Below are 22,386 nucleotides of genomic sequence, written 5' to 3'. Positions count from 1 at the left end.
AAGGCGCTAGCCTCTCCCAAAGGGAGAAGACCGCGCTGACTCACCGACAATCACTTAAGAAATTGTTATGGTCTTTTAACTAGCTTGTTGTCCAAACCGTCTCTGTAAATCAGCTTCTGCTTCCTCAATAGTCATCGGCACTTGATTTGAAGATTGGGCACGTCTCCTGTCAATGTAAGCACTATCCTATTCCCAAACGCCCAGCCAAGGCGGGAGTTAGGGGTAGAAGCGTGGTAATCATCAAGAATAGAGCCAAAAGCCCCAAAGCGGCTCTAGCATCATCAGGTTCAGTGATTTCATTCAAGCTAGGGCGTTCTTGATCTCGTTGCAAAAAGAAAATCACGATCGCCCAGTACATGGCAATCATATTACCGAGAGATACTAATGCCAGTAAAATTAAAGTTGCGATCGTTGCTCGTCCTGCGGTTTTGCGTCCATAAATCGCCTGCATAATGCGCCCACCATCTAGTTGTCCTGCGGGCATTAAGTTCAAAGCGGTGATAATTAACCCCAGCCAACCAATTATCACTAGGGGATGAACACTTACCAGGGATGACTGCAACGCCGAACCAAGGACAACTCGCGCCAAACTTCCCACCAAAATCGACCCTTGGAAAAACTGATTGGGCAATTGAAATAAACTACCTGGGTGGGAAAGCACCAAGCCTGCCACCAGCATTAACAAAGAGACAATACCACCTACGGCTGGCCCTGCCAAGGCAATATCAAATAATACCTTGCGGTTGGGCAACAGAGACTCAAAGCGGGTAATTGCACCAAAGGAGCCAATTTGCACTGCGGGTAGAAAAAAGGGCCAGCTAAGACGAATTTGGTGACGCTGGGCAAGTAACCAATGACCGATTTCGTGAGCTACTAAAATCGAAAATATTCCAGCGCCTATGGGCAAAGCTTCTTGAAACCGCCCTGGATTGCCAAAAAAATCAAAATTCAGCAGTAATCCCGCAGCTTCTAAATTAGTAGCAATGGTTGCTATCAACAGAATACCTGCAAAAGCTTTTTGCGATAACAACATCGGCCGGGGATCGTTGCGGCTAGGTAGGACAATCACCACAGGTTTGCCGTCTGTATTTTCCACTAAAAAGAGGCGATATCGATCGCCTTGGCGTTGCCGTAAACTTGCAGTTAGACGGTTGTGAGTTTCTTCTGGTTCTCCCCGCAAATTGCCTTTGAAAATGGCTCCATCTTGGTAGGCGATGGTTTCTGTAGCAAAAAATGTATCGATACCAAAAATGCCTTTAATTGCATTCAAGTCATCTTCCGGTATTGGTGGGATCTCCGCTTTCAGTTCTGCGACTGCTAATTGTGGGGAATTTGCTTCAAGTGAGTCAGCAGCAGCGAGTCTCTCGGTTGCGCGTTGCTTGAGGATGGCATCTTGCCCGGCTGCGCGTAACTGTCTACCCAAATAAACGTACAATCCGGCAGAAGTCACCACTAAGAACAATATACCCGCTATATTGATGTAAATCCCTGCGGCAAACAATCCAAAAAACAGGAGCCAAGGAGTCATCAACACCACTGACTGTAACCAGGCTAAGATTCCCAGTTTACCAAAAGGTCTGGCGCGATAAAAGCCCCAGCCCAAAATGCCTAAAGCTACCAGTAGGATTGCCGCCAGGATAGAAGTTTCTGATAAAGTAAACATCTCCAAACCTTTGCTATTGAGACTAAGCCAGAACAAGTCCGGTATTGCAGATACACTTATTAATGTATAACGCCGCCTGTCGTCTGCCCAAATTATGCGGCTTTGCGACGCCAAATAGCCCAATAAGTCGGTTTCATTTTTTTGAACCACATCTGTCGTCAAGACACAGCAATGTTCCCTACTGCGTGGTCTATTTACCTAAAAATAGCTGTAATTTGCTCAAACTATATTTGAGCGAAGTGGTCTTCTAAGTACAGTTGCGCGTAAAAATGTAGCGTTTTTTATGCAAGACAACGCATTAAAATTCACTTGGAATGCATTGGCATTGCATCGGGATGCATTAACAATGCAAGCCAATGCATTAACAATGCAAGTCGATGCATTAACAATGTAAGTCGATACATTAACAATGCAAGCCAATGCATTAACAGTGTAAGTCGATGCATTGGCATTGCAGAATATTACCAAATTTAATTCGCTACGAATTAATGAAATGCTGTACTAAGTCCAATAAAGAATTTCAGCATTTGGAAAGCGCCTACTAATCTCACTCTCAAAAAAGCAACGCAACGCCTTCATTGTGTCTTTCTCGTAAACATACTTTGTCCCACCAAACTTATTACGCTTGACACTGCGTTTTGCCTCATCCATCTCTAATTTTGATTGCGGATACCAAGTTTGTAACACTTCTTTTGACCCAGGCGTGAACCGATGCGAGATGAGTTCAAAGGTCAGGTTACAGTCAAAATCCAGTGCCTCGTTTATCTGGTCAAACAAACAACTATAGTGCATCTGCCAATCGTCTATCGGCATAATTGGCGCAATAACTAAGCCTACTGGATAACCGCCACCGCCACGCTCTTTTGGTAGCGCCAACTGTCGTAATGCATTAAGTCTGGATGCTACGGATGCTGTGCCACCTTCAAACTTACCAGAAATCGGTGCTGCATTAACGCTCATTCGACAGCGGGTATGCCCATTGTGTGGTAAGTCGAGTAATCCATCCACAGCATCAAACTTGGATACCCAACGTAGATGTGCATTGGTACGAGTGCCAAAGTAACGGATACATTCAGCAAGACTTCCAGTTAAATGCTCAATACCCAATGGGTCTGTGTAACAGCTAACTTCAAAACTCGTAGTTTTCCCCTGTTGCTCGTAGTTAGCTAAGTTATCTAATATCTGCGGTAAGTTTGCAAAAACGCGGATAACAGGTGGCCCCGACAAGCTACCAGCTAGGTAGCAGTATTGACAGTGAGCCGGACAACCCTCAGCAAGGTGAAACTGCCAATCCGCAGAAGGTGGGATGGGACTAAGCTTAAAAGAACTGGGTGGTGCAGTAACCACCGCTAAGGTACGCTTGGCAATATTGTAAGTATCCCGCTCAGACTCACCCCGCAGTCCCTTCAGGCGGTTCTGTGATAATTCTTCTATTGGTAAGTTGAGTGACTGCACACGTGTAAGAATCTGCTGCCCCCAAACCTCATCTAGGGCAGCAGGTGTAAACAGTACCCGTTCAGGTATCCACAATCTTGGCGATCTTACTTGTGTATCTGATACTGAAACCTGGTCTGTAATTGTATTCAGCAATATCTTTCTCCGTTATTTAGTTTGCTGATTTCTGCAATTAATTTTCAAGGACTTGCTTAATTCGTCGCTCTAACAAATCAAGATCCAAACTGCCTTCATCACGGTTAATTCGACGCACAGTCGTATTAACATTACCTAAATTTACCAATAAATCTTGAAGAATTTCCTGCTGCTGACGTGCTTGCGTAACCTCGCGTGGCTCTTGTACTAAATCACGCACGATGGTATCTTCAGCACGAGAGGCGATAATTGGATCGCTTTGCCCTTGAATGTGAACAAAAGTTCGCCGTCCTGGGCCTCTTTCCTCTTCTATTGGGATAACTGCTGTAACTTGGTCAGAACGCACATATTTGCCAAATCCCAGATGTACTAGCTCTGATGAGAGTATTTTCATATAATTGAAGCGTTATTTTTAAGTCTTACTTATATTGTAAAAGCTAGATAAATGACTTAAAGCCATAGACTATACGGGTTATACCCAATTTAAAGTAGTAGTTTCCTTTCGCAATTGCTACTTGATATCTCTGTGTCAGTTACACTATTCATACCAGCTTTTGGGTTTGTTCTGAGGTTTCAGCAAGCTGATTAAACTCAAGTCTTAGGTTACAGTCCTAACTTAGGCTTGTTAAGTACAGCATTTCATTCATTCGTAGCGGATTAAATTTGGCAATACCTTGCAATGCCAATACATCAGAATGCATTAACGATGGTTGGCAATCTCTGCACAGTCTGAGGTGGGAACTCGCAAATCTGGATCGATGATGGTTGCGTTAGAAAAGCGAAAGTCTGATTGGTTAAAAATTTTTAACCCCCAACGATCAGAACCAAGAGGGTGGCGCGCGTTATCCAAAACAGTGTGTCGCTAACGCACTTCATAAAGCGATCGCAATTTGAGGATATCTTGCCATTCGAGATCGGTGAATGGTTGGGTAACTAGTTCTATGCCAAAGTACTGTTTTGCCGTTTCTGTCAGTGTATCCACAATCTTTGCAATCCAGCTATCCTCTTGGTATGTGTTGCAAAGTGAGGTATTCCACGGAGCCGATTGTTCAAAGATTTTTTGAAATAAACCTTTGTCTGTAGACAAAATCATCGAGCCGTGTTGCAGAATAGTGTTTCTTCCCTTGCGTTGGGCGCTACCAATAAATTTACTTCCATCGACTGTAACTAAGTCAGCTGCTGTTGCTGTGTTGAAGCAACTGGGATTGTGAATATAACCCCGTCCAGCAGAACCATAATTTAACTCAATACCCAAGGTTTGCCAGCCTTGGATCAAAAAATTACAGATGTTTTCATAAGTACCCCAGCTCTTTGCAGTACTAGCTGAGGTAATCAGGGCGTAGCTTAAATCTCCTTGGTGGAGAACAGCTCTACCTCCCGTTGGACGACGAACTAGATTGAGTGGCTGTCCCTGGTAAATCAGATTATGCCATTCGGCAGGCCATTGTTTTTGCAAATGTCCCAAGGAGAGAGCATAGGGATACCAGGTATAAAAACGCAGGGTAGGCGGATGTTGTCGATTTTCGCATTGGTTGAACAACCAAGCATCGATCGCCATTTGCACTCCTCCTAATGTCTGAAGCATTGGGATGAAACGCCAGGTAGATGATGACTCGGTTGCTAATTCTTTCATCGGTTTCGGACTCTGCAAACAGATTGACATTATGATGTCAGTATTCAATAATACTTTTGTTTCAGATGATCAGGAAGAATCTATTTGACAAAATCAAATAATTGATGTGCCATTTCTAATTTAGAACAAGGGGCAATTTCTACCTGATTTCCTTGTTTATCTAAAAATATCGCTTGATTTTTATCACTCCCAAAACCACTATCAGGACGATCGATGGGATTAGCAACGATCGCATCTAATTTTTTCTTATCTAATTTTTCTAATGCGGGCTTGACAATATCTCCAGTTTGTGCTGCAAAACCAATTAATATTTGATGCGGCTGTTTATGTTGTGCTAACTGGGCAACTATATCCGGTACAGGTTCTAAAGGTAAAGCTTGGGGGAGCGATCGCTTGGGCAATTTCTCTGTACTATAATCTCGTGGTTTCACATCTGCCACGGCTGCTGACATCACAATAACATCAGCGTTGGGTAAACATTCCACCATGACGTGTTGCATTTCGTCGGCACTAACAACGGGAATCGCTTGTACTCCCAATGGCACATCCCAATTAGCTGGGCCATGTACGAGGGTGACACTTGCACCACGGTGAAATGCTGCTTGAGATAGCGCCAATCCCATTTTACCTGTAGAAGGATTACCAATAAACCTCACTGGGTCAAGATACTCTCGCGTTCCCCCAGCGCTAATTAAGACTCGTTTACCTACTAAATCTCGTATGCCTTGAGTGTGTAACAAAGATTGGATGTGAGCCAAAATTTCTGGAGGTTCTGCTAATCTACCAGCACCGATGCGATCGCACGCTAATAACCCTGATGCTGTGCCCATCCCATGATATCGGCTATCTATCAATAACTGTTGCCAATTTCGCTGTACCGATAGCTGTTCCCACATATCCGTATTCATTGCGGGTGCTAACAACACAGGACAAGTAGAAGCCAGCACGGTATTTGTGAGTAAATTATCCGCCATCCCGTAGGCTAACTTTGCTAATGTATTAGCTGTCAAGGGAGCAATTACCATGACATCTGCCCATTCACCCAACTCAATATGCAACGGACGAGAGTGAGTTGGTTGCCAGAAATGATCATCTGTATAGGCGGGATGACGAGATAGGGTTGCTAAAGTCAGAGGTGTAATAAATTCTTGCGCCGAACCGGTGAGGATGACTCGGACTTCCACCCCAGTTTTAAACAGCGTCGAAACCAATTCACAAATTTTGTAAGCGGCGATACCGCCACCTACACCAATTAGAACCCTGTTCAATTTTGGATTAGTCATGGTAAAAAGTTAGGAGGAAGTAGTAATTTAGGAGCAAGTAGTTACGAATATTAATTTCCAACTCCTAACTCCTAACTTCTAACTCCTAACTCTCACCTACGCTTCATCGTAGGGTTCCAGGTCTAAGAGGTAGATATAGGGTTCAACTAACTCTGGACGCTGAAATGCGATCGCTCGCAATAGATGCCAATCATTTAAACCCTCAAAAGCGTTACTATAATTATCCAGTTCCAGACGTGTAGCTAGTTCTTCTACTTCTACTGCACTCATGGCAGCAATTTCTTTTTGGGAAATGCTTAGAGTTGTCATAATACTTGCCCCTCCCTTATCCAGCACCGCCTTCAGCATGGGTTAAGTTGCGCTGAACGCAGCCACCCAATATATATTACTCATTAGAAGTCATTAAGTTCGTGAAAATTGTCAGAATTTGTACCAGAATTTATAAAAAATTCGTAATCCTGACTAAGCAATTGTATTTACAACAAAATTTCGTAGCACCTCTAACGTTTTTGGATCTATTTCATGCCCCATATCAAATTCGTGGTATTCTACTGCCACTTTTAGAGACTTGAGGGTTTCTCGTGCCTTCAAAGCAGCTTGTAGGGGCACAACTTCATCATATCTACCGTGAGTGATTAAAGTCGGCGGAATCCCTTTTTGATTTGCCATTACGGCATCAGGATGTAAATACCCACTCATGACAACTAAACCTGCTAAGGACAATTTTGAGCCGACATCTAAAGTCATTGCTCCGCCTTGAGAAAATCCACTTAAAATGGTGCGTGACAAGGGTATGCCAGTGGTACTTTCTAAAGATTCCAAGAAATCTGTTAGCAGTTGCCGACTTTGTGCCAAACCTTGATACATATTTTCTACCCGCAGGTCATACCATGCCCTCCCTATAGGGGAATAGGGATAAGGATAAGGTGCGTTGGGTAATACAAATTGGTAATCGGGTAAGTTGAGCAAAGGTAACAAAGATGCTACATCCTCAGCATTAGCACCCCAACCATGCAAAGTGACAATTAAGCCTGCGGGCGGTTGAGAATTGGCTGTGGGAACGCTAATAAATTGTAAAGACAGAGGTCTACTCCTAAAATCCTACTCTTTTAGTAGATCCTAGCTCTTGAAGTAGACTTAGTATTAAGAAACGAATGCCACTTCGACAGAGACACCCACCTTATTGGTTAAACTTTTTACCAAGGTACTGGTTCACCAAGATGAAAAAAGCCACCACTCGGCCCATCGTCAGGGAGCATCGCTAACTCAACGCCTGTTTTCGCCCCTTCTGCGATATCCATCATTGCGCCTTCACCCCCCAATTCAGTTTTCACCCAACCTGGATGAGCGCTATTAATTTTCACAGGAGTATTGCGTAACTCATGGGCTAAATGGATGGTGAATGCGTTGACTGCTGCTTTAGAAGCATTGTAAGCAAATGGTTTAGAGTCATAAGTTGGTGAATTGGGAGTAGCATGAAGTGTCAATGAGCCTTCAATACTAGACATATTGACAATTCGACCACTAGGACTCTTTAAAATTAACGGTAGCAGTACTTGAGTCAGTTCTATCAAGGCAAAAAAGTTGGTGTTGAATGTCTCTCGAATAATGTTTATTGAAACAGAACTGGCATTACTGGTTAACCAGTCACCATCCAAAAACACACCTGCATTGTTAATCAAGATATCCAGTTTACCAAAAGAGTTACTAATCTCTTGAAAAGCAGACTGAATTTGAGTACTGTCAGTTATGTCAAGAGCGATCGCCTGAGCTGAGATTCCTTCATTATGCAAGTTAGTGGCTGCCGTTTTTGCTGCTTCTAAATTCCGGGCTGCGATCAGAATCGTCAATCCATGTTGTCCCAGTTGACGACTCATCTCCAGTCCTAGACCCTTATTTGCGCCAGTAATCAAGGCTACTTTATTCTTCAGTTCGCTATTTACCACTCTTAGCCACTCCATTGAATTGGGGATTTACGACGTATTTAAAAACAGTATGCTTAAGCTTTGTTTAAATACTGGGTCAATCCTCTCACGAAGTCACAGGCAAGAAAACCTAGAAAAAAGGCTAGGTTTTGTCTATAGCGTACATTAACTATTTGTTATCTGCTTCATCTTCCAGCAGAATGGTGTTCAGAAGATTTGGTTCACTGGATGCCATAAAGTAGCGATCGCTAAAAACTATTTCTAATTTAGGACTTACGCAAAAACCCTCTCAAACTCTCATTTCTCCGTGACCTCTGCGTCCTCTGTGGTTCGTTTTCCGTTACCTGTGCGTAAGTCCTATAATTGTCTAAAAATCCGTCTATCTGCCACAGCTACCCAAAAAAATGCTCGATAGTAAGGTACTACAGGTATGATTAGGTTCAGGTTTCACACCCCAGAATTGAGCAGCAAGACTTTCAATACCATTGGATGTGACAACGACGACCGCTCTAACATGACAACTTCCTTCTAGTTATTGGGATCTGTTATTTTGAATGCTTTTACCAGTTGGTGGTGGACATCTGCATTTTTGTGAGATTGCCAAAGCTGGAAAACTGGATTCTCTTTCAAGAGTAAGTTTCTGTGAAGTTACTAGAAAAACCCCTTGTACCGTCGCATTTTACTAGGGGATATCTCATTACTAGGGCTAATCTCTGGTACTTGGTCTTTACTAAGGTTTATCCTCATAATAAAATGTACCGACATTCTTCGTTGCGCCCTAGCGTGAAAATGCCCACCAGCTTTGGATTTACCCAAAATATAAATGCAAATGAGCTTCATCTGATGCTGTAATCTGTATTTAGAAGTAGAGCAATTAATATAGACATAACCCTACTTTGCTCAAAGGTTATTACTTAAATTTGAACAACAGCAACCGCAAGAGATAATATCGGACAAATAAGATGACCTCAGATAAAACATTCCAACAAAAGGTATTAAACAAAGTAAGTCGGCGGCTCATTCCCTTATTGTTTGTTCTTTATGTCATTGCTTATTTAGATCGAGTTAATATCGGGTTTGCAGCCTTGCAAATGAATCAGGATTTGGGCTTTAGTTCCACAGTTTACGGTTTAGGATCGGGGGTCTTTTTTCTGGGCTACTTTTTGTTTGAAATTCCTAGTAACCTGATCTTAGAAAGAATTGGTGCTAGGGTTTGGATTGCCAGGATTGTCATCACTTGGGGAGTAATTGCCGTCGGGATGATGTTTGTCAAAAGCCCTTTGAGCTTTTACTTGTTGCGTTTTTTCTTAGGAATTGCAGAAGCTGGTTTTTTCCCTGGGATTATTCTTTACCTCACATATTGGTTTCCCACAATTCAACGCGCTAAAACCATAGCTTCATTTATGACAGCAACTGCTATAGCTGGGGTTGTAGGAGCGCCTCTTTCTGGTCTGCTACTGACTCTACATGGAATTGCGGGATTAAGGGGTTGGCAGTGGTTATTTCTAGTAGAGGGTTTACCCGCCATCGTTATGGGTTTTGTAGTGCTGAGTTATCTATGTGAACTTCCACAGCAGGCTCAATGGTTGGAACCAGAGGAGCGTTTCTGGCTCCAGGAGAGATTGCGCTTAGAATACGAGCGCAAAACTAGCCACAACAATTACACCTTACTCCAAGCTCTTGTCAATCCTAAAGTTTGGCTACTGAGTCTAATTTATTTCACTCTAGTAACTGGTCTTTATGGTATTAGTTTCTGGCTACCACAAATTATTAAAAGTTTTTCTGGATTAAGCGACCTGTGGGTAGGATTTACCTCAGCTATTCCCTATTTAGTAGGTGCGCTGGGAATGGCCTTTATTAGTAGCCACTCAGACAAAACTAGAGAACGCCGCGCTCATGTTGCTATTTGTGCTTTCATTGGGGCATTTGGATTAGTTCTTAGTGCTTACTTTCATCAGCCTGTGACTGCTCTAGCATCCCTTTCGTTGGCAGCACTAGGAATTTGGGGAGCTTTAGGGCCATTTTGGGCTTTACCCACCGCCTTTTTAAGCGGTACTGCTGCTGCTGGTTCCTTAGCTTTGATTAACTCTGTGGGCAATTTAGGAGGATTTGTTGCTCCCTACGTTATCGGCTTAGTTAAAGATGCCACTAATAGTTTTACTGGAGGGTTGCTTGTAATGGCAGCAACACTACTAGTTGGTGGAATTCTCACTCTGTTAGTGCCGAATGACTCTTCTCTAGAGCGATTGGATACTCTGTGAAGCTGAACAATGCAATAAACCTCTTGCAAAGGTCGCTCAGGAAGATTTAATTTTAGGGAGGCAAAGCTCGTAATTGTAGAGAGCAGCAATCAGATTAAACCTTAAACTAAATCTTTTAAGGGCGATTTCTATAAGTAAGGGACAAAATTTTAAATACCTTCAGCTTCCGATTTTAGTGCTATTCGATTCAGATTATAAATTGTCTTTTCATTGGCAAGACTTTAGCTGATTCTGATTACTAATAAAATTTTAGGGATTTAATCCAGCTTGTTGAAAGATTGCGTGAGGGGTAATTTCCAATTCTGGTAGTAAATTATCAGTAATTATTTGATGAGATCGATAAGTAATCGGTAAAGAAGATGGCGCAAATACAGTTACAGTTCTAGCTTTTGTATCAACTACCCAAACACGAGAAACGCTAGCTTTCAGATAATCAGTCGCTTTTTCGGCAATTTCACCAAAAGTTTGACCAGGTGAAATGATTTCGATGACTAATTCAGGTGCGACAGGACAAGCTTCGTCTAATAGCCAATCAGCAGGAAGACGGTTATGAGAAATATAGGTCAGATCGGCTACAGGCATCCAATCTTGTTGATTTCGTGTTAGTTTAATTGCCCATTCAATCACAACTCGACCTTTTACTTGTGCCCATGCAGACAATAATATAAATAAAGCACCAGTAGTCGAGCCATGAAAAAATTTTGGTGACATTTCATTATCTTTATATTTGGGTACAGCTTCACCGTTAACAAACTCGTATGTAATGTCTCCTTCGGGAAGTGCGAGAAATTCTTCTAGGGTTAGGCGTTGATTAGAAGACTGAACCATAGGGGTTATGTGCGTAAAAGATGCTTACTTTTAGTTTAGGCGATCGCCAATATTAGAGACTAAGCCCACTTAGCCCTTATTTCCAGCATTTTCGACAGTGCTGACTCTGGAGGATGTAAGCATATTAAATTACACGAGTCAATATTATTCCTCATGGTCTTGAAGTGAACCAAGGCTTATGCAAAACTTGAGATCCTTCGCTTCTAGCCTACTTTTAAGGAATTGATCGATGGTGCGTCTAGCCCTACTGAGTGTATCTAACAAAACTGGTTTAATTGACCTAGCCCGTAGCTTGGTTGAAGAATTCGACTTTGATTTAATCAGCAGTGGGGGAACAGCACAAGCCCTCAAAGATGCGGGACTCCCTGTTACCAAAGTTGCAGATTACACAGGTTCACCAGAAATTTTAGGTGGTCGAGTCAAAACTTTACATCCCCGGATTCATGGCGGGATTTTGGCGCGGCGAGATGTTCCCCAAGATATTACAGATTTAGAAAATAACCAAATTCGCCCGATTGATTTAGTGGTGGTGAATCTATATCCTTTCGAGGAAACGATCGCTAAACCAGGGGTAACATTATCCCAAGCTGTTGAACAAATTGATATCGGTGGTCCAGCAATGCTACGGGCATCATCGAAAAACTTCGCCCATCTGGCTGTATTATGCGATCCGGCACAGTATGACGAGTATTTGGAAGAATTACGCCAAAATAACGGCGAAGCATCCCTAGAGTTTCGGCAAAAGGCGGCATTAAAAGGGTTTTCGCATACTGCTAGCTATGACCAAGCGATCGCATCTTACCTCGCAGAAGCACAACAATACACCTTAAGCGGCACACAATTGCAATCTCTGCGTTACGGCGAAAACCCTCATCAACCCGCCGCCTGGTATCAAACTGGTACTACCCTAACAGGATGGGCAGCCGCAATGAAACTCCAAGGTAAAGAACTTAGTTACAATAACTTAGTTGATTTAGAAGCCGCACGCCGAATTATTGCTGAATTTACTGATACCCCAGCAGCTACAATTATCAAACACACAAATCCGTGTGGTACGGCACTAGGCAACACGATTGTGGAAGCATATCAAAAAGCTTTCAATGCTGACTCTGTTTCTGCTTTTGGTGGGATTGTCGCTCTCAATCGTCCGATTGATAATGATACAGCAAGCGAGTTAACCAAAACATTTTTAGAATGTGTGGTTGCACCGAGTTGTGAAGCGGATGCTCAAGAAATTCTGGCTGCTAAATCGAAAGTACGGGTTTTGACTCTAGCAGATTTAAGCAGTGGCCCTAAAGATGCAGTAAAAGCGATCGCAGGTGGTTTCCTTGTCCAAGCTAGCGATGACATCATTGCGGATACCAGTCAATGGCAAGTTGTGACTGAACGTCAACCCACACCCGACGAGTTAGCCGAATTGCTGTTTGCTTGGAAAGTTTGCAAACACGTTAAATCTAATGCCATTGTTGTTACCAGCGATCGCACTACACTAGGAGTAGGTGCTGGTCAAATGAACCGCGTTGGCTCAGTTAAAATAGCTCTAGAACAAGCTCAAGAAAAAGCCAAAGGTGCAACTCTCGCCAGTGATGGATTCTTCCCCTTTGATGATTCAGTCAGAACAGCCGCAGCCGCAGGAATTACAGCCATTGTCCAACCAGGAGGAAGTTTGCGCGATAAAGATTCAATCAAAGCTGCTAACGAACTCGGTTTACTGATGGTCTTAACTGGTGTACGTCACTTTTTACACTAAATTATTGGTTGTAAGGTGTGCAGTTTTAAAAGTGTCACTCAATATACTTGCCTTTTGATAGAAGCAGTGATATTCTTTAGTTGTGTGTGAGGAGCAAGTTAAAAATAAAAAGCGTTTGGGGTGGAAACACGGCAACACTCCCAGGCGCTTTTTAATTTGTCAGAAATTAGATCGCTTGTACAGTTTTGAAAGTCTCACTCAATATACTTGACCTTTGATAGAGGTAGTGATATTCTTGAGTCGTGTGTGAGGAGCAAGTTAAAAATAAAGAGCGTTTGGGGTGGAAACACGGCAACACTACCAGGCGCTTTTTAATTTGTCAGAAATTTGATTGCTTATGCAGTTTTGAAAATGTCACTCAAAGTACTTGCCATTTGATAGAAGTAGTGATACGGTTTATTTGTGTGTGAGGAGCAAGTTAAGAATAAAAAAATGTCTGGGGTGGAAACACGGCAACACTCCCAGGCATTTTTTAATTTGTGTATAGAAATTATAGAAATTAACGCTTCCAAAAACTTTGCCAAAAATCATAACTGTACGGGTTTGGCATTGGTCATTGGTGTCAACTTAAACATATAAGCTAGATTTGGCGAACTTTCCAGGTTTGACCCTCACCCCCAACCCCTCTCCCAATTTTGGGAGAGGGGAGCAAATTCTCTAGTTCCCCTTATCCCAAGTTGGGAGAAGGGGTTAGGGGATGAGGGCAAAACGTCCTCTCAAAGCGGATTTTTTCTTAAGTTGACACCAATGGGCATTGGTAGTCAGTCCTGATTGAGGAACACAATACGCTTTTTAGTCTATGTCCTAACTGGACTGGCGACAGCTATAGTAGTTTAATTTCATATTTTTACTTCCAGTTTAAGACACGAATATTGTTAAAGTTAATCACGTCAATTTCTACACTTTTAAGATAATTTGCTAGCTTAAAGTCATCAGTTAGTATAAGATATTTCCCTTTAGATAAAATCAGGATTCCACTGTCAGTAAGTCCGAATTTGACAAATTTTTCAGTATTAACAACATCTAAACTTTTTATATAGTATTCATCCAATATATCAACATTTTGAACAAATAGAGCAAATATTGCAAAGCACTGAGAACGTTCAGGTTCAACAAGTTTATCGACAAAGTTAGAGACTTCAGTCAAAATATTTGGGGTTGTTACAAGTTTCCGAAATCTGTTAATGATTCTTAGCAAAAGATCATAATCTTCTGGTATAAATTGCTGCGTTCGATTAAATCGGGTTATTCTTTCTCGATTGACCGTCCCAACAAAGTAGAGAAGTAAGATATTTGTATCAATTAAAATTCCCTTTTGGTGATAACGACGAATTAGGGAATTAATCACATCTTTCATACTTGTCTAATTTTCATTGCTTCTACTTTGCCAGTTTGAGAATTTACTTTAAAAAGTTTATATTCTCGTTCATACAACACAGGGGTAGAAGCCCTAGAGGTAGCAATTAAGTTTTCAAATTGGCTTTTAGGAGGTTTTTTAGGAATATCAAACCCTAAAGTAATCAACCAGAAGCTTTTATCCTCAGAAAGTTCAACTTCTTCAAGTCTCAAATCTTTTAATGAAGAACCCATCATGTCTTGTATGGATTTTATGTATTCATAGGCAGCATTTACTGCTCTTTTGACATCAATCATAATCTTAGTTACTCCCTGACTTAATTTACTAATTAAATACTTTTTTATAGTAATTTAACCTTGGTTATGGTAATTGGTTAGCACATAAGTAACAATATCTACTTTACCTATTTTTTCAGAAAATTTTAATAAAAATCAATTGAGTCAATCTGAATAGTGGGAAATCTTTTGCAAAAACTCTCTGACTTCTGTTGGTTTGGGGAGAATAATAACTTGCTGGTTTGGTGTTACTTGACTAAGTTTTTTTAGAATTCCAGGACGGCGAATAATTGGGTATGACCAGATATATTTGAGAAATTCCCAGTTCAATCTTTCAGGACAATCTGATGCCATATCGGGTTTGGATTGTCCTGCATATATGAAGCGACGTTTAATCACTCGCGACAAACATAAAATCCGGGGAAAATCCAAAAAAATTACCGTATCTGCAACCGACAAACGAACGTCGAGAGTACCGCTATAGTTACCATCCATAATCCAAGATTCTCGTAGAGTTAGGTCTTGGATTATGCTCTGCCATTCAGTTTTTGAAGTTTCAACCCAACCAGGATTCCAGTACCAAGCATCAAAGTGAATCACTTCTAAACCTAAGATGGTTCCCAGTTCGCGGGCTAGGGTAGATTTACCAGCACCTCCAGAACCAATGATTAAGATTTTCTTCACCTTAAATGTGCATCTCCCTTCTCAAGCTCAAGAGGTAAGCATTGCTCACCCCAATAACCGTCTTCAGGGCAACTCAATACGCCGCTACAATAGTACCACTACAAGGATTATGCCCAAATTATTGATATTATGACCACTGCTACGACCGTAAAAACTGAGTATGAAGCGATTATTGGTTTAGAAACCCATTGTCAACTGAGTACCAATACTAAGATTTTCTCTAATAGCTCTACGGCATTCGGCTCTGACCCCAATACTAACATTGACCCGATTTGTATGGGTTTACCTGGGGTCTTACCTGTACTCAATGAAAAAGTATTAGAATACGCCGTCAAAGCTGGTTTGGCACTTAATTGTCAAATCGCTAAATATAGCAAGTTTGACCGAAAACAGTATTTTTATCCAGATTTGCCGAAAAATTACCAAATTTCTCAATACGACCTACCGATCGCAGAACATGGTTGGTTAGAAATTGAGTTGGTAGATGCTGAGGGGAATCCGATTCGCAAACGCATTGGCATTACGCGTCTGCACATGGAAGAAGATGCTGGAAAATTGGTACACGCAGGTAGCGATCGCCTTTCTGGTTCTTCCTATTCTCTAGTAGACTACAATCGCGCAGGTATCCCATTAGTAGAAATTGTTTCAGAACCCGATCTGCGTTCTGGACTAGAAGCTGCTGAATATGCCGAAGAGTTACGCCGGATTGTCCGATATCTCGGCGTGAGTGACGGCAATATGGAACAAGGATCTCTGCGCTGCGATGTCAACATTTCCGTGCGTCCAGTGGGACGAAAGGAGTTTGGCACCAAGGTAGAAATTAAAAACATGAACTCTTTCAGCGCCATTCAACGGGCGATTGACTACGAAATTGAACGCCAAATCGCCGCAATCGAAGCAGGCGATCGCATCATCCAAGAAACTCGGCTGTGGCAAGAAGGCGCTCAATGCACAAGTAGTATGCGGGTGAAAGAAGGTTCTAGCGATTACCGCTACTTCCCCGAACCAGATTTAGCACCAATTGAGGTCTCAAATGAACAATTAGAGCAATGGCGTAGCGAACTACCAGAATTACCAGCCCAAAAACGCCATCATTATGAAAGTGAGTTGGGACTTTCCCCTTACGATGCACGAGTGTTGACAGAAGATCGTTCAATCGCCGAATATTTTGAAACTGCGATCGCATCTGGAGCAAATCCCAAAGCTGCTGCCAACTGGATTACTCAAGATATTGCAGCCCACCTGAATAAGCAAAAACTCACTATTACTCAAATCGCCCTGACTCCCACCAATTTAGCAGATATTATCACTCGCATTGAAACAGGCAAAATTAGCAATGCTCAAGCTAAACAAAAGTTGCCAGATTTGCTTAGTGGTATTTCTCCTGAGAAAGCCTTTGCCGGACAAGAGTTAATTACCGATCCTAGCGTACTGGAACCGATTGTTGATGAAGTCATAGCCGCCAACTCCAAAGAACTAGAAAAATATCGCAACGGTAACACTAACCTCAAAGGCTTCTTTGTCGGACAAGTTCTCAAAAAGACAGGCAAACGTGCCGATCCTAAGCTGACTAACGAATTGGTCGAGAAAAAACTGAACGCCTAGTCGTTTGTCCCATTAATTTTGCTAGGTAAACTCATTTTTAATCTCTCTGTTTTTCTCCTACTCTGTGTTCTCTGCGCCTCTGTGGTTCGTTCCTTTACCCCTCAGAATTAATGACACAGACCACTAGTGGTCTGTCCCATTAATTTTGCTGGGTGAGGAAGCAGGAGGGACAAGGGGACAAGGGGAGATAAGGGAGTGAGGAAGAAGAATTACAGCTATTTTCAGGTAAATAGACCACGCGGTAGGGGCACAGCAATGCTCATTGGTGTCAACTTAACGCTAAACCCGCTTGGTGAAAACATTTTGCCCTCACCCCCAGCCCCTCTCCCAAGAGAGAGGGGAACCCTCATCCCCTAACCCCTTCTCCCTTGGGAGAAGGGGTTAGGGGATCAATACTGCTCGGTTAGGGGATGAGGGCGTGAGAGATTTACAAAACGCCTGTCTGATATAGTTTTCGGCTTAAGTTGACACGTATGAGCAATGCTGTGCCCTTACGACAGATGTGGTTCAAATACATGAAAACTGCTGTAATAACCAATGACAAATGACTAATGACTAATGACAAATGACTAATGCCCAATGCCCCATGCCCAAATTCCCCAACTAAGTATTTTCCCGGTCTTACTTCACACAATCTTCATATAAAAACTGGTGACAACCCTCATACGTAAAATGATATGCTGTGGTAAGTAGATGCACCCTGATGATCTGGAGAGCTGCCTAAGTAGCTCTCTTTTTTATTTTATTTTCGTGGTATTTACGGATAAAATTCAAACAATTTTAGAAATAATCTCAATAAATAAGTACTAACCCTTAAAAAGGAAATCAGAGAGATTAGTAAGTAGATGTATCCTAACGATCTACAGAGCAGCCCAAGTGGCTCTCCTTTTTTGTTTTTGTTTTTCGTCATAAGAAAGGTAAAAACAATTATGCCAATCGCCAATTGGTGCATTATTATTGCCATCAGCAAATAAACTCACAATAAAAAGGACTGGGGACTGGGGAGTAGGGCAAAACTAATAACTTTTAACTCCTAACTCAGCACTGGGAACTTTTCCAAGGCACTTTTATAAAGTACATATTGACCTATCCAACCTGATAGTTAGTAAGGAAGAATAATGGCAGATTGGCAAGAAATAACAGGTGGTATTACAGCACCAAGGGGGTATCAGGCGGCGGGAATTACCGCAGGATTAAAACCTTCGGGGTTGCCAGATTTAGCTTTGATATTCTCAGAGGTGGAAGCGATCGCAGCGGGTGTGTTCACCACCAGCCAAGTCAAAGCTGCCTGCGTAGAATATTGTCGCCAACGCTTGCAAGCCAAACAAAGCGCTCGTGCCATCCTCTGCAACGCAGGACAAGCAAACGCTGCTACAGGAACTCAAGGCTACCTTGATACCCTAGAATCTGCTATGGCAATAGCCCAAGCTCTAAACATCTCGTCTGAATCTGTGTTATTGGCTTCCACTGGTGTGATTGGTCAAAGAATTAAGATGGATGCTTTGCGAAGCGGGATTCCCAAAGTAGTAGCAGCACTATCAGAAACAGGATCGGATGCGGCCGCTGGGGCGATTATCACTACAGACTTGGTAACAAAATCCATTGCCCTAGAGACAACTATAGGCGACCGCTCGGTACGAATTGGCGGCATTGCCAAAGGTTCCGGCATGATTCACCCCAATATGGCAACCATGCTGGCATTTGTGACTTGTGATGCTGTGGTTTCGCCTCACCTTTGGCAACAGATGTTAGCAAGAGCAGCTGATAGAAGCTTTAATTCCATTACTGTGGATGGTGACACCAGCACCAACGACAGCTTAATTGCCTTGGCAAATGGTCAATCTCGCACCCCAGCAATTATAGAATGGGGCGCAGAAGCAGAGAAATTAGAGGCGATGTTAACAGCAGTTTGCCAGCATTTAGCCAAAGCGATCGCTCGTGATGGTGAAGGCGCAACCTGTCTCATTGAAGTAGAAGTAACAGGGGCCCATGATGAACTCTCAGCCCGACAAATAGCCAAAACCATCGCTGGTTCATCCTTAGTCAAATCTGCAATCTTTGGACGCGATCCAAATTGGGGACGCATCGCCGCCGCCGCCGGACGTGCAGGTGTGCCCTTTGAGCAAGAAAACTTGCAAATTAAGCTAGGGAATTTCTTAATGTTAGAAAATGGACAACCTCTACAATTTGACCGGGCAGCAGCAAGTGCTTATTTGAAAAAAGCATCAGTGGGTGCTTATCTGCAACAGGATACGGTGTTAATTTCCGTTAATGTTGGCAATGGTTATAGTGTAGGTAAAGCTTGGGGTTGTGATTTGAGTTATGACTACGTGAAGATTAACGCCGAATACACTACGTAAACTACTCCCAATTGTTTGCGCTGTAAAGACGCGATTCATCGCGTCTTTACCCAAGTGATGTGTTGCAATCATTAATTGAATTGGTATCAGAATAGTCTTACAGTTTCTCATGCTGTGGCTGGACGGGGAAAATGGCTGTTTGCTTAAGCCTCCAACTTCCCTAGCCTTACCATTTCAATCTCATCGCAGTCCGCGATTAAGTTATAGAGATAACATAATAGTTGTTATAAATAACAACTTATATATGACTGACAAATCGCTACTAAAATTAAGTTACAAAAGAAGAAAGTAAAAATAGGGAATCATAAAGCAAACATAATAGCCTTCATAAATAAGAGTTTATATATTAAAAATTATTCCTGTAGTTAAGGAAAATAGATAAATTTTTCTTTATACATCCAATTTAATATTTGTTTAATAATCCCGACCCCAAGTTAACAATTTCGGCTTCAAAGGCTGTAAACTGATTTCAACAAGGTGAATGATACCTCTGCATTACACTAAAAAAGCAGAGCCAATAATTTAACCGAGTTTTTATATAGGTAGCTATTTTATTGAGGAAATGGCTGCGATCGCTTGTTCAAATATAGCTTGATTAATCATTAATAGTGCAAAAAATGTTGTGTTTCTTGCCTAAATTGTCATAGCTATAAAAAATAAAATTTACGTTTTCAGGAGATATTATGACAGAATTTTTTAATCAAATTTCTCGTCGCAAATTCATCTTTACAGCCGGAGTATCGGCGGGTAGTGTATTCCTCAAAGGCTGTTTGGGTAATCCTCCTGAAAACCTCACGGGTGGAAATACTCAAGCACAACCAACTGCTCAATCAGTAGTTAATATTAGTCCCGAACAAACACCAGAAACTACTACAGCCAAGTTGGGATATATTCCCATAGTGGAAGCGGCTCCTTTAATTATTGCTAAAGAAAAAGGCTTTTTTGCAAAGTATGGCATGAAGAATGTTGACCTTTCCAAACAAGCTTCTTGGGGTGCAGCCAGAGACAACGTAGAAATTGGTTCGGCGGGTGGTGGTATAGATGGTGGTCAATGGCAGATGCCAATGCCACATTTAATTACAGAAGGTTTAATTACCAAGGGCAATCAAAAAATTCCCATGTATGTATTATGTCAATTAATTACGCATGGAAATGGAATTGCGATCGCCAGCAAGCACCAAGGCAAAGGTATTAGTTTACAACTTGCCGGCGCTAAGTCCTTATTTAAGGAATTAAAATCTTCAACACCCTTCACTGCTGCATTCACCTTTCCCCATGTCAACCAAGATTTATGGATTCGTTACTGGTTAGCAGCAGGTGGCTTAGACCCCGATGCAGATGTCAAATTGCTCACAGTACCAGCGGCGCAAACTGTAGCCAACATGAAAACAGGAACAATGGATGCCTTTAGTACAGGCGACCCTTGGCCATATCGTTTGGTACAAGAAAAAATTGGCTACGTAGCAGCATTAACCGCAGAAATTTGGAAGAATCATCCTGAAGAATACTTTGCGATGAGAGGCGACTGGGTTGATAAAAATCCCAAGGCTACCAAAGCAATTTTAAAAGGAATTATGGAAGCCCAACAATGGTTAGATAATTTTGATAATCGCAAAGAAGCCGCTGAAATTTTGGCTGGACGAAATTATTTCAATCTTTCGTCACCAGAAATTCTGGCCGATCCATACCAAGGTAAGTATGACATGGGTGATGGTCGCAAAATTGATGATAAATCAATGGCTGCTTACTACTGGAAAGATGAAAAAGGTAATGTTTCTTATCCATATAAGAGTCATGATTTATGGTTCATAACTGAAAATGTTCGCTGGGGATTTTTGCCAAAAGATTACATTGACAATAATGCTGCTAAGGCTAAGGAACTGATTAACAAAGTCAACCGCGAAGATATTTGGAAAGAAGCTGCCAAAGAAGTTGGAATTGCTACTGCTGATATTCCCACAAATACATCCCGTGGTGTAGAAGAGTTTTTTGATGGCATCAAATTTGACCCCGAAAATCCAGAAGCATATTTGAAGAGTCTCACAATCAAAAAGGTTAGTATTTAGTCATTGGTCATTGGTCATTGGTCATTGGTCATTGGTCATTGGTCACTGGTGATTTGCAAAGGACAAAGGACAACTGACAAATGACAAATGACAACGGACAAATAAAAAATAAAATTTGAGGAGAATACAGCATCATGACAATAGCCCAAAAACGCCCTGCAAGCCCTAGATTGAATAATAGCTTTATATCCAGCCTGAAAAAGCAATTTCCTGACCTGATACCACCAACGATCGCGATCGCAATCTTCCTGATTATCTGGCAACTTTTCGCTTTCACTCCGGGAGCCACATTACCAGGGCCAATACAGGTTATTCAAGATACTTGGGTTCTCATTTTCTGGCCATTTTATGACCGAGGTGGCATTGATAAAGGTTTATTTTGGCAGATTCTCGCCAGTCTGCAACGGGTTGCTATCAGTTATACTCTAGCTGCGATCGTTGGTATTGGCTTGGGCGTTTTGATTGGGGTTAATAAAACCATGTCCAAAGCTTTAGACCCCATCTTTCAATTACTACGGACTGTACCACCTCTAGCTTGGGTACCCATTTCTTTAGCAGCTTTACGACAAAACGAACCAGCCGCCTTATTCGTAATTTTCATTACCGCCATTTGGCCCATCTTAATTAACACTGCTGTCGGCGTTACTCAAATTCCTCAAGATTACAACAACGTCGCCAAGGTTCTGCAACTTAGCCGCAAAGAATATTTCACTAATATTTTGATTCCGGCGGCATTACCCTACATTTTTACCGGATTGAGAATTGCGATCGGTTTAGCTTGGTTAGCGATTATCGCCGCCGAAATTGTCATGTCCGGTATTGTCGGCATTGGCTTCTTTATCTGGGATGCCTATCAAAATAACAACGTCAGCGAAGTGATTTTAGCTCTAGTTTATATCGGTGTCGTTGGTTTACTCCTAGATAAAGCAATGGGTTGGCTACAAAACAAAATTTTACCAGCAGAGCAAAAATAGTCATTGGTCATTGGTCATTGGTCATTGGTCATTTGTAAAAAACTAAAGAATAATGACTACGTACCAAGGACAAAAGACAAAGGGCTAATGACGAAAGACAAATGAAAAATGACAAAGGACAAATGACAAAGG

General features: G+C 41.9%; 19 protein-coding genes. 6 read left to right on the top strand and 13 right to left on the bottom strand.

Features of this window, described 5'->3' with window-relative positions:
• Positions 1 to 181 precede the first annotated feature (181 nt).
• The 9 genes from V7K41_RS02535 to V7K41_RS02495 all read right to left on the bottom strand — a co-directional run bounded on the left by V7K41_RS02535 (position 182) and on the right by V7K41_RS02495 (position 8,115).
• A complete protein-coding gene (locus V7K41_RS02535; RefSeq protein WP_334845613.1) occupies positions 182 to 1,663 on the bottom strand; it encodes a site-2 protease family protein in 1,482 nt (493 codons plus the stop codon).
• A gap of 501 nt (positions 1,664 to 2,164) precedes the next feature.
• Complete coding sequence (locus V7K41_RS02530) at positions 2,165 to 3,187, bottom strand: spore photoproduct lyase family protein (protein ID WP_334845612.1); 1,023 nt, start codon at positions 3,185 to 3,187, stop codon at positions 2,165 to 2,167.
• A 103-nt stretch (positions 3,188 to 3,290) separates the two neighbouring features.
• A complete protein-coding gene (locus tag V7K41_RS02525) occupies positions 3,291 to 3,647 on the bottom strand; it encodes a hypothetical protein (protein ID WP_334845573.1) in 357 nt (118 codons plus the stop codon).
• 306 nt (positions 3,648 to 3,953) lie between these two features.
• Entirely contained in the window at positions 3,954 to 4,103 is a 150-nt protein-coding gene (locus V7K41_RS02520) for a hypothetical protein (RefSeq protein ID WP_334845572.1), read from the bottom strand.
• Positions 4,104 to 4,115: 12 nt separating this feature from the next.
• Positions 4,116 to 4,886, bottom strand: a complete 771-nt coding sequence (locus tag V7K41_RS02515) for a biotin/lipoate A/B protein ligase family protein (RefSeq protein ID WP_334845571.1) — start codon at positions 4,884 to 4,886, stop codon at positions 4,116 to 4,118.
• Positions 4,887 to 4,966: 80 nt separating this feature from the next.
• Entirely contained in the window at positions 4,967 to 6,169 is a 1,203-nt protein-coding gene (gene coaBC, locus V7K41_RS02510; protein ID WP_334845570.1) for a bifunctional phosphopantothenoylcysteine decarboxylase/phosphopantothenate--cysteine ligase CoaBC, read from the bottom strand.
• A gap of 96 nt (positions 6,170 to 6,265) precedes the next feature.
• On the bottom strand, positions 6,266 to 6,478 hold the full coding sequence (gene isiD / locus V7K41_RS02505) for a protein IsiD (RefSeq protein WP_094351471.1): 213 nt from the start codon (positions 6,476 to 6,478) through the stop codon (positions 6,266 to 6,268).
• A gap of 153 nt (positions 6,479 to 6,631) precedes the next feature.
• Positions 6,632 to 7,237, bottom strand: a complete 606-nt coding sequence (locus V7K41_RS02500; protein WP_442943106.1) for an alpha/beta hydrolase — start codon at positions 7,235 to 7,237, stop codon at positions 6,632 to 6,634.
• A gap of 128 nt (positions 7,238 to 7,365) precedes the next feature.
• Positions 7,366 to 8,115, bottom strand: coding sequence for an SDR family oxidoreductase (locus V7K41_RS02495; protein WP_334845569.1), 750 nt, complete (start codon positions 8,113 to 8,115; stop codon positions 7,366 to 7,368).
• Positions 8,116 to 9,056: 941 nt separating this feature from the next.
• Between V7K41_RS02495 and V7K41_RS02490 the strand changes: the two genes are divergently transcribed.
• The gene (locus V7K41_RS02490; protein ID WP_334845568.1) at positions 9,057 to 10,355 is read left to right on the top strand and encodes an MFS transporter; all 1,299 of its coding nucleotides are present in this window, start codon (positions 9,057 to 9,059) and stop codon (positions 10,353 to 10,355) included.
• Between the two features lie 249 nt (positions 10,356 to 10,604).
• Here the strand turns inward: V7K41_RS02490 and V7K41_RS02485 are convergent, their stop codons facing one another.
• Positions 10,605 to 11,183, bottom strand: a complete 579-nt coding sequence (locus V7K41_RS02485) for a Uma2 family endonuclease (RefSeq protein ID WP_334845567.1) — start codon at positions 11,181 to 11,183, stop codon at positions 10,605 to 10,607.
• 229 nt (positions 11,184 to 11,412) lie between these two features.
• On the opposite strand from V7K41_RS02485, the gene purH reads away from it, so the two are divergent.
• On the top strand, positions 11,413 to 12,933 hold the full coding sequence (gene purH, locus V7K41_RS02480; RefSeq protein ID WP_334845566.1) for a bifunctional phosphoribosylaminoimidazolecarboxamide formyltransferase/IMP cyclohydrolase: 1,521 nt from the start codon (positions 11,413 to 11,415) through the stop codon (positions 12,931 to 12,933).
• An 847-nt stretch (positions 12,934 to 13,780) separates the two neighbouring features.
• Here purH and V7K41_RS02475 read toward each other — a convergent pair.
• From V7K41_RS02475 to V7K41_RS02465, 3 genes are all read right to left on the bottom strand, one after another.
• Positions 13,781 to 14,290 carry a PIN domain-containing protein gene (locus V7K41_RS02475; protein ID WP_334845565.1) on the bottom strand — a complete coding sequence of 170 codons (510 nt, stop codon included), beginning with the start codon at positions 14,288 to 14,290 and terminating at the stop codon, positions 13,781 to 13,783.
• Positions 14,287 to 14,586: a hypothetical protein gene (locus V7K41_RS02470; protein ID WP_334845564.1), complete on the bottom strand. Its 300-nt coding sequence runs from the start codon at positions 14,584 to 14,586 to the stop codon at positions 14,287 to 14,289. The genes V7K41_RS02475 and V7K41_RS02470 overlap by 4 nt, the downstream gene beginning before the upstream one ends.
• A 144-nt stretch (positions 14,587 to 14,730) precedes the next feature.
• A complete protein-coding gene (locus tag V7K41_RS02465) occupies positions 14,731 to 15,249 on the bottom strand; it encodes a DNA topology modulation protein (protein WP_334845563.1) in 519 nt (172 codons plus the stop codon).
• A 129-nt stretch (positions 15,250 to 15,378) separates the two neighbouring features.
• On the opposite strand from V7K41_RS02465, the gene gatB reads away from it, so the two are divergent.
• From gatB to ntrB, 4 genes are all read left to right on the top strand, one after another.
• Positions 15,379 to 16,854 carry an Asp-tRNA(Asn)/Glu-tRNA(Gln) amidotransferase subunit GatB gene (gene gatB, locus V7K41_RS02460; protein WP_334845562.1) on the top strand — a complete coding sequence of 492 codons (1,476 nt, stop codon included), beginning with the start codon at positions 15,379 to 15,381 and terminating at the stop codon, positions 16,852 to 16,854.
• Between the two features lie 1,118 nt (positions 16,855 to 17,972).
• Positions 17,973 to 19,214, top strand: coding sequence for a bifunctional ornithine acetyltransferase/N-acetylglutamate synthase (gene argJ, locus V7K41_RS02455; protein ID WP_334845561.1), 1,242 nt, complete (start codon positions 17,973 to 17,975; stop codon positions 19,212 to 19,214).
• A 683-nt stretch (positions 19,215 to 19,897) separates the two neighbouring features.
• Positions 19,898 to 21,280 carry a CmpA/NrtA family ABC transporter substrate-binding protein gene (locus V7K41_RS02450; RefSeq protein WP_334845560.1) on the top strand — a complete coding sequence of 461 codons (1,383 nt, stop codon included), beginning with the start codon at positions 19,898 to 19,900 and terminating at the stop codon, positions 21,278 to 21,280.
• 134 nt (positions 21,281 to 21,414) lie between these two features.
• Positions 21,415 to 22,254, top strand: a complete 840-nt coding sequence (ntrB, locus tag V7K41_RS02445) for a nitrate ABC transporter permease (RefSeq protein ID WP_334845559.1) — start codon at positions 21,415 to 21,417, stop codon at positions 22,252 to 22,254.
• The last annotated feature ends 132 nt before the right edge of the window (positions 22,255 to 22,386 follow it).

This window comes from Nostoc sp. (genome assembly GCF_036917415.1).
Taxonomy (GTDB): domain Bacteria; phylum Cyanobacteriota; class Cyanobacteriia; order Cyanobacteriales; family Nostocaceae; genus Nostoc.
Note: the sequence above shows the minus strand (reverse complement) of the source record. Positions and strands in the feature narration are given on the sequence as shown.

Coding starts and splice junctions, on each gene's coding strand:
- gatB (WP_334845562.1), top strand. CDS start 15,379: ATGACCACTGCTACGACCGTAAAAACTGAGTATGAAGCGATTATTGGT.
- V7K41_RS02475 (WP_334845565.1), bottom strand. CDS start 14,290: ATGAAAGATGTGATTAATTCCCTAATTCGTCGTTATCACCAAAAGGGA.
- V7K41_RS02470 (WP_334845564.1), bottom strand. CDS start 14,586: ATGATTGATGTCAAAAGAGCAGTAAATGCTGCCTATGAATACATAAAA.
- coaBC (WP_334845570.1), bottom strand. CDS start 6,169: ATGACTAATCCAAAATTGAACAGGGTTCTAATTGGTGTAGGTGGCGGT.
- V7K41_RS02485 (WP_334845567.1), bottom strand. CDS start 11,183: ATGGTTCAGTCTTCTAATCAACGCCTAACCCTAGAAGAATTTCTCGCA.
- V7K41_RS02450 (WP_334845560.1), top strand. CDS start 19,898: ATGACAGAATTTTTTAATCAAATTTCTCGTCGCAAATTCATCTTTACA.
- V7K41_RS02490 (WP_334845568.1), top strand. CDS start 9,057: ATGACCTCAGATAAAACATTCCAACAAAAGGTATTAAACAAAGTAAGT.
- isiD (WP_094351471.1), bottom strand. CDS start 6,478: ATGACAACTCTAAGCATTTCCCAAAAAGAAATTGCTGCCATGAGTGCA.
- V7K41_RS02515 (WP_334845571.1), bottom strand. CDS start 4,886: ATGAAAGAATTAGCAACCGAGTCATCATCTACCTGGCGTTTCATCCCA.
- V7K41_RS02535 (WP_334845613.1), bottom strand. CDS start 1,663: ATGTTTACTTTATCAGAAACTTCTATCCTGGCGGCAATCCTACTGGTA.
- purH (WP_334845566.1), top strand. CDS start 11,413: ATGGTGCGTCTAGCCCTACTGAGTGTATCTAACAAAACTGGTTTAATT.
- V7K41_RS02525 (WP_334845573.1), bottom strand. CDS start 3,647: ATGAAAATACTCTCATCAGAGCTAGTACATCTGGGATTTGGCAAATAT.
- argJ (WP_334845561.1), top strand. CDS start 17,973: ATGGCAGATTGGCAAGAAATAACAGGTGGTATTACAGCACCAAGGGGG.
- ntrB (WP_334845559.1), top strand. CDS start 21,415: ATGACAATAGCCCAAAAACGCCCTGCAAGCCCTAGATTGAATAATAGC.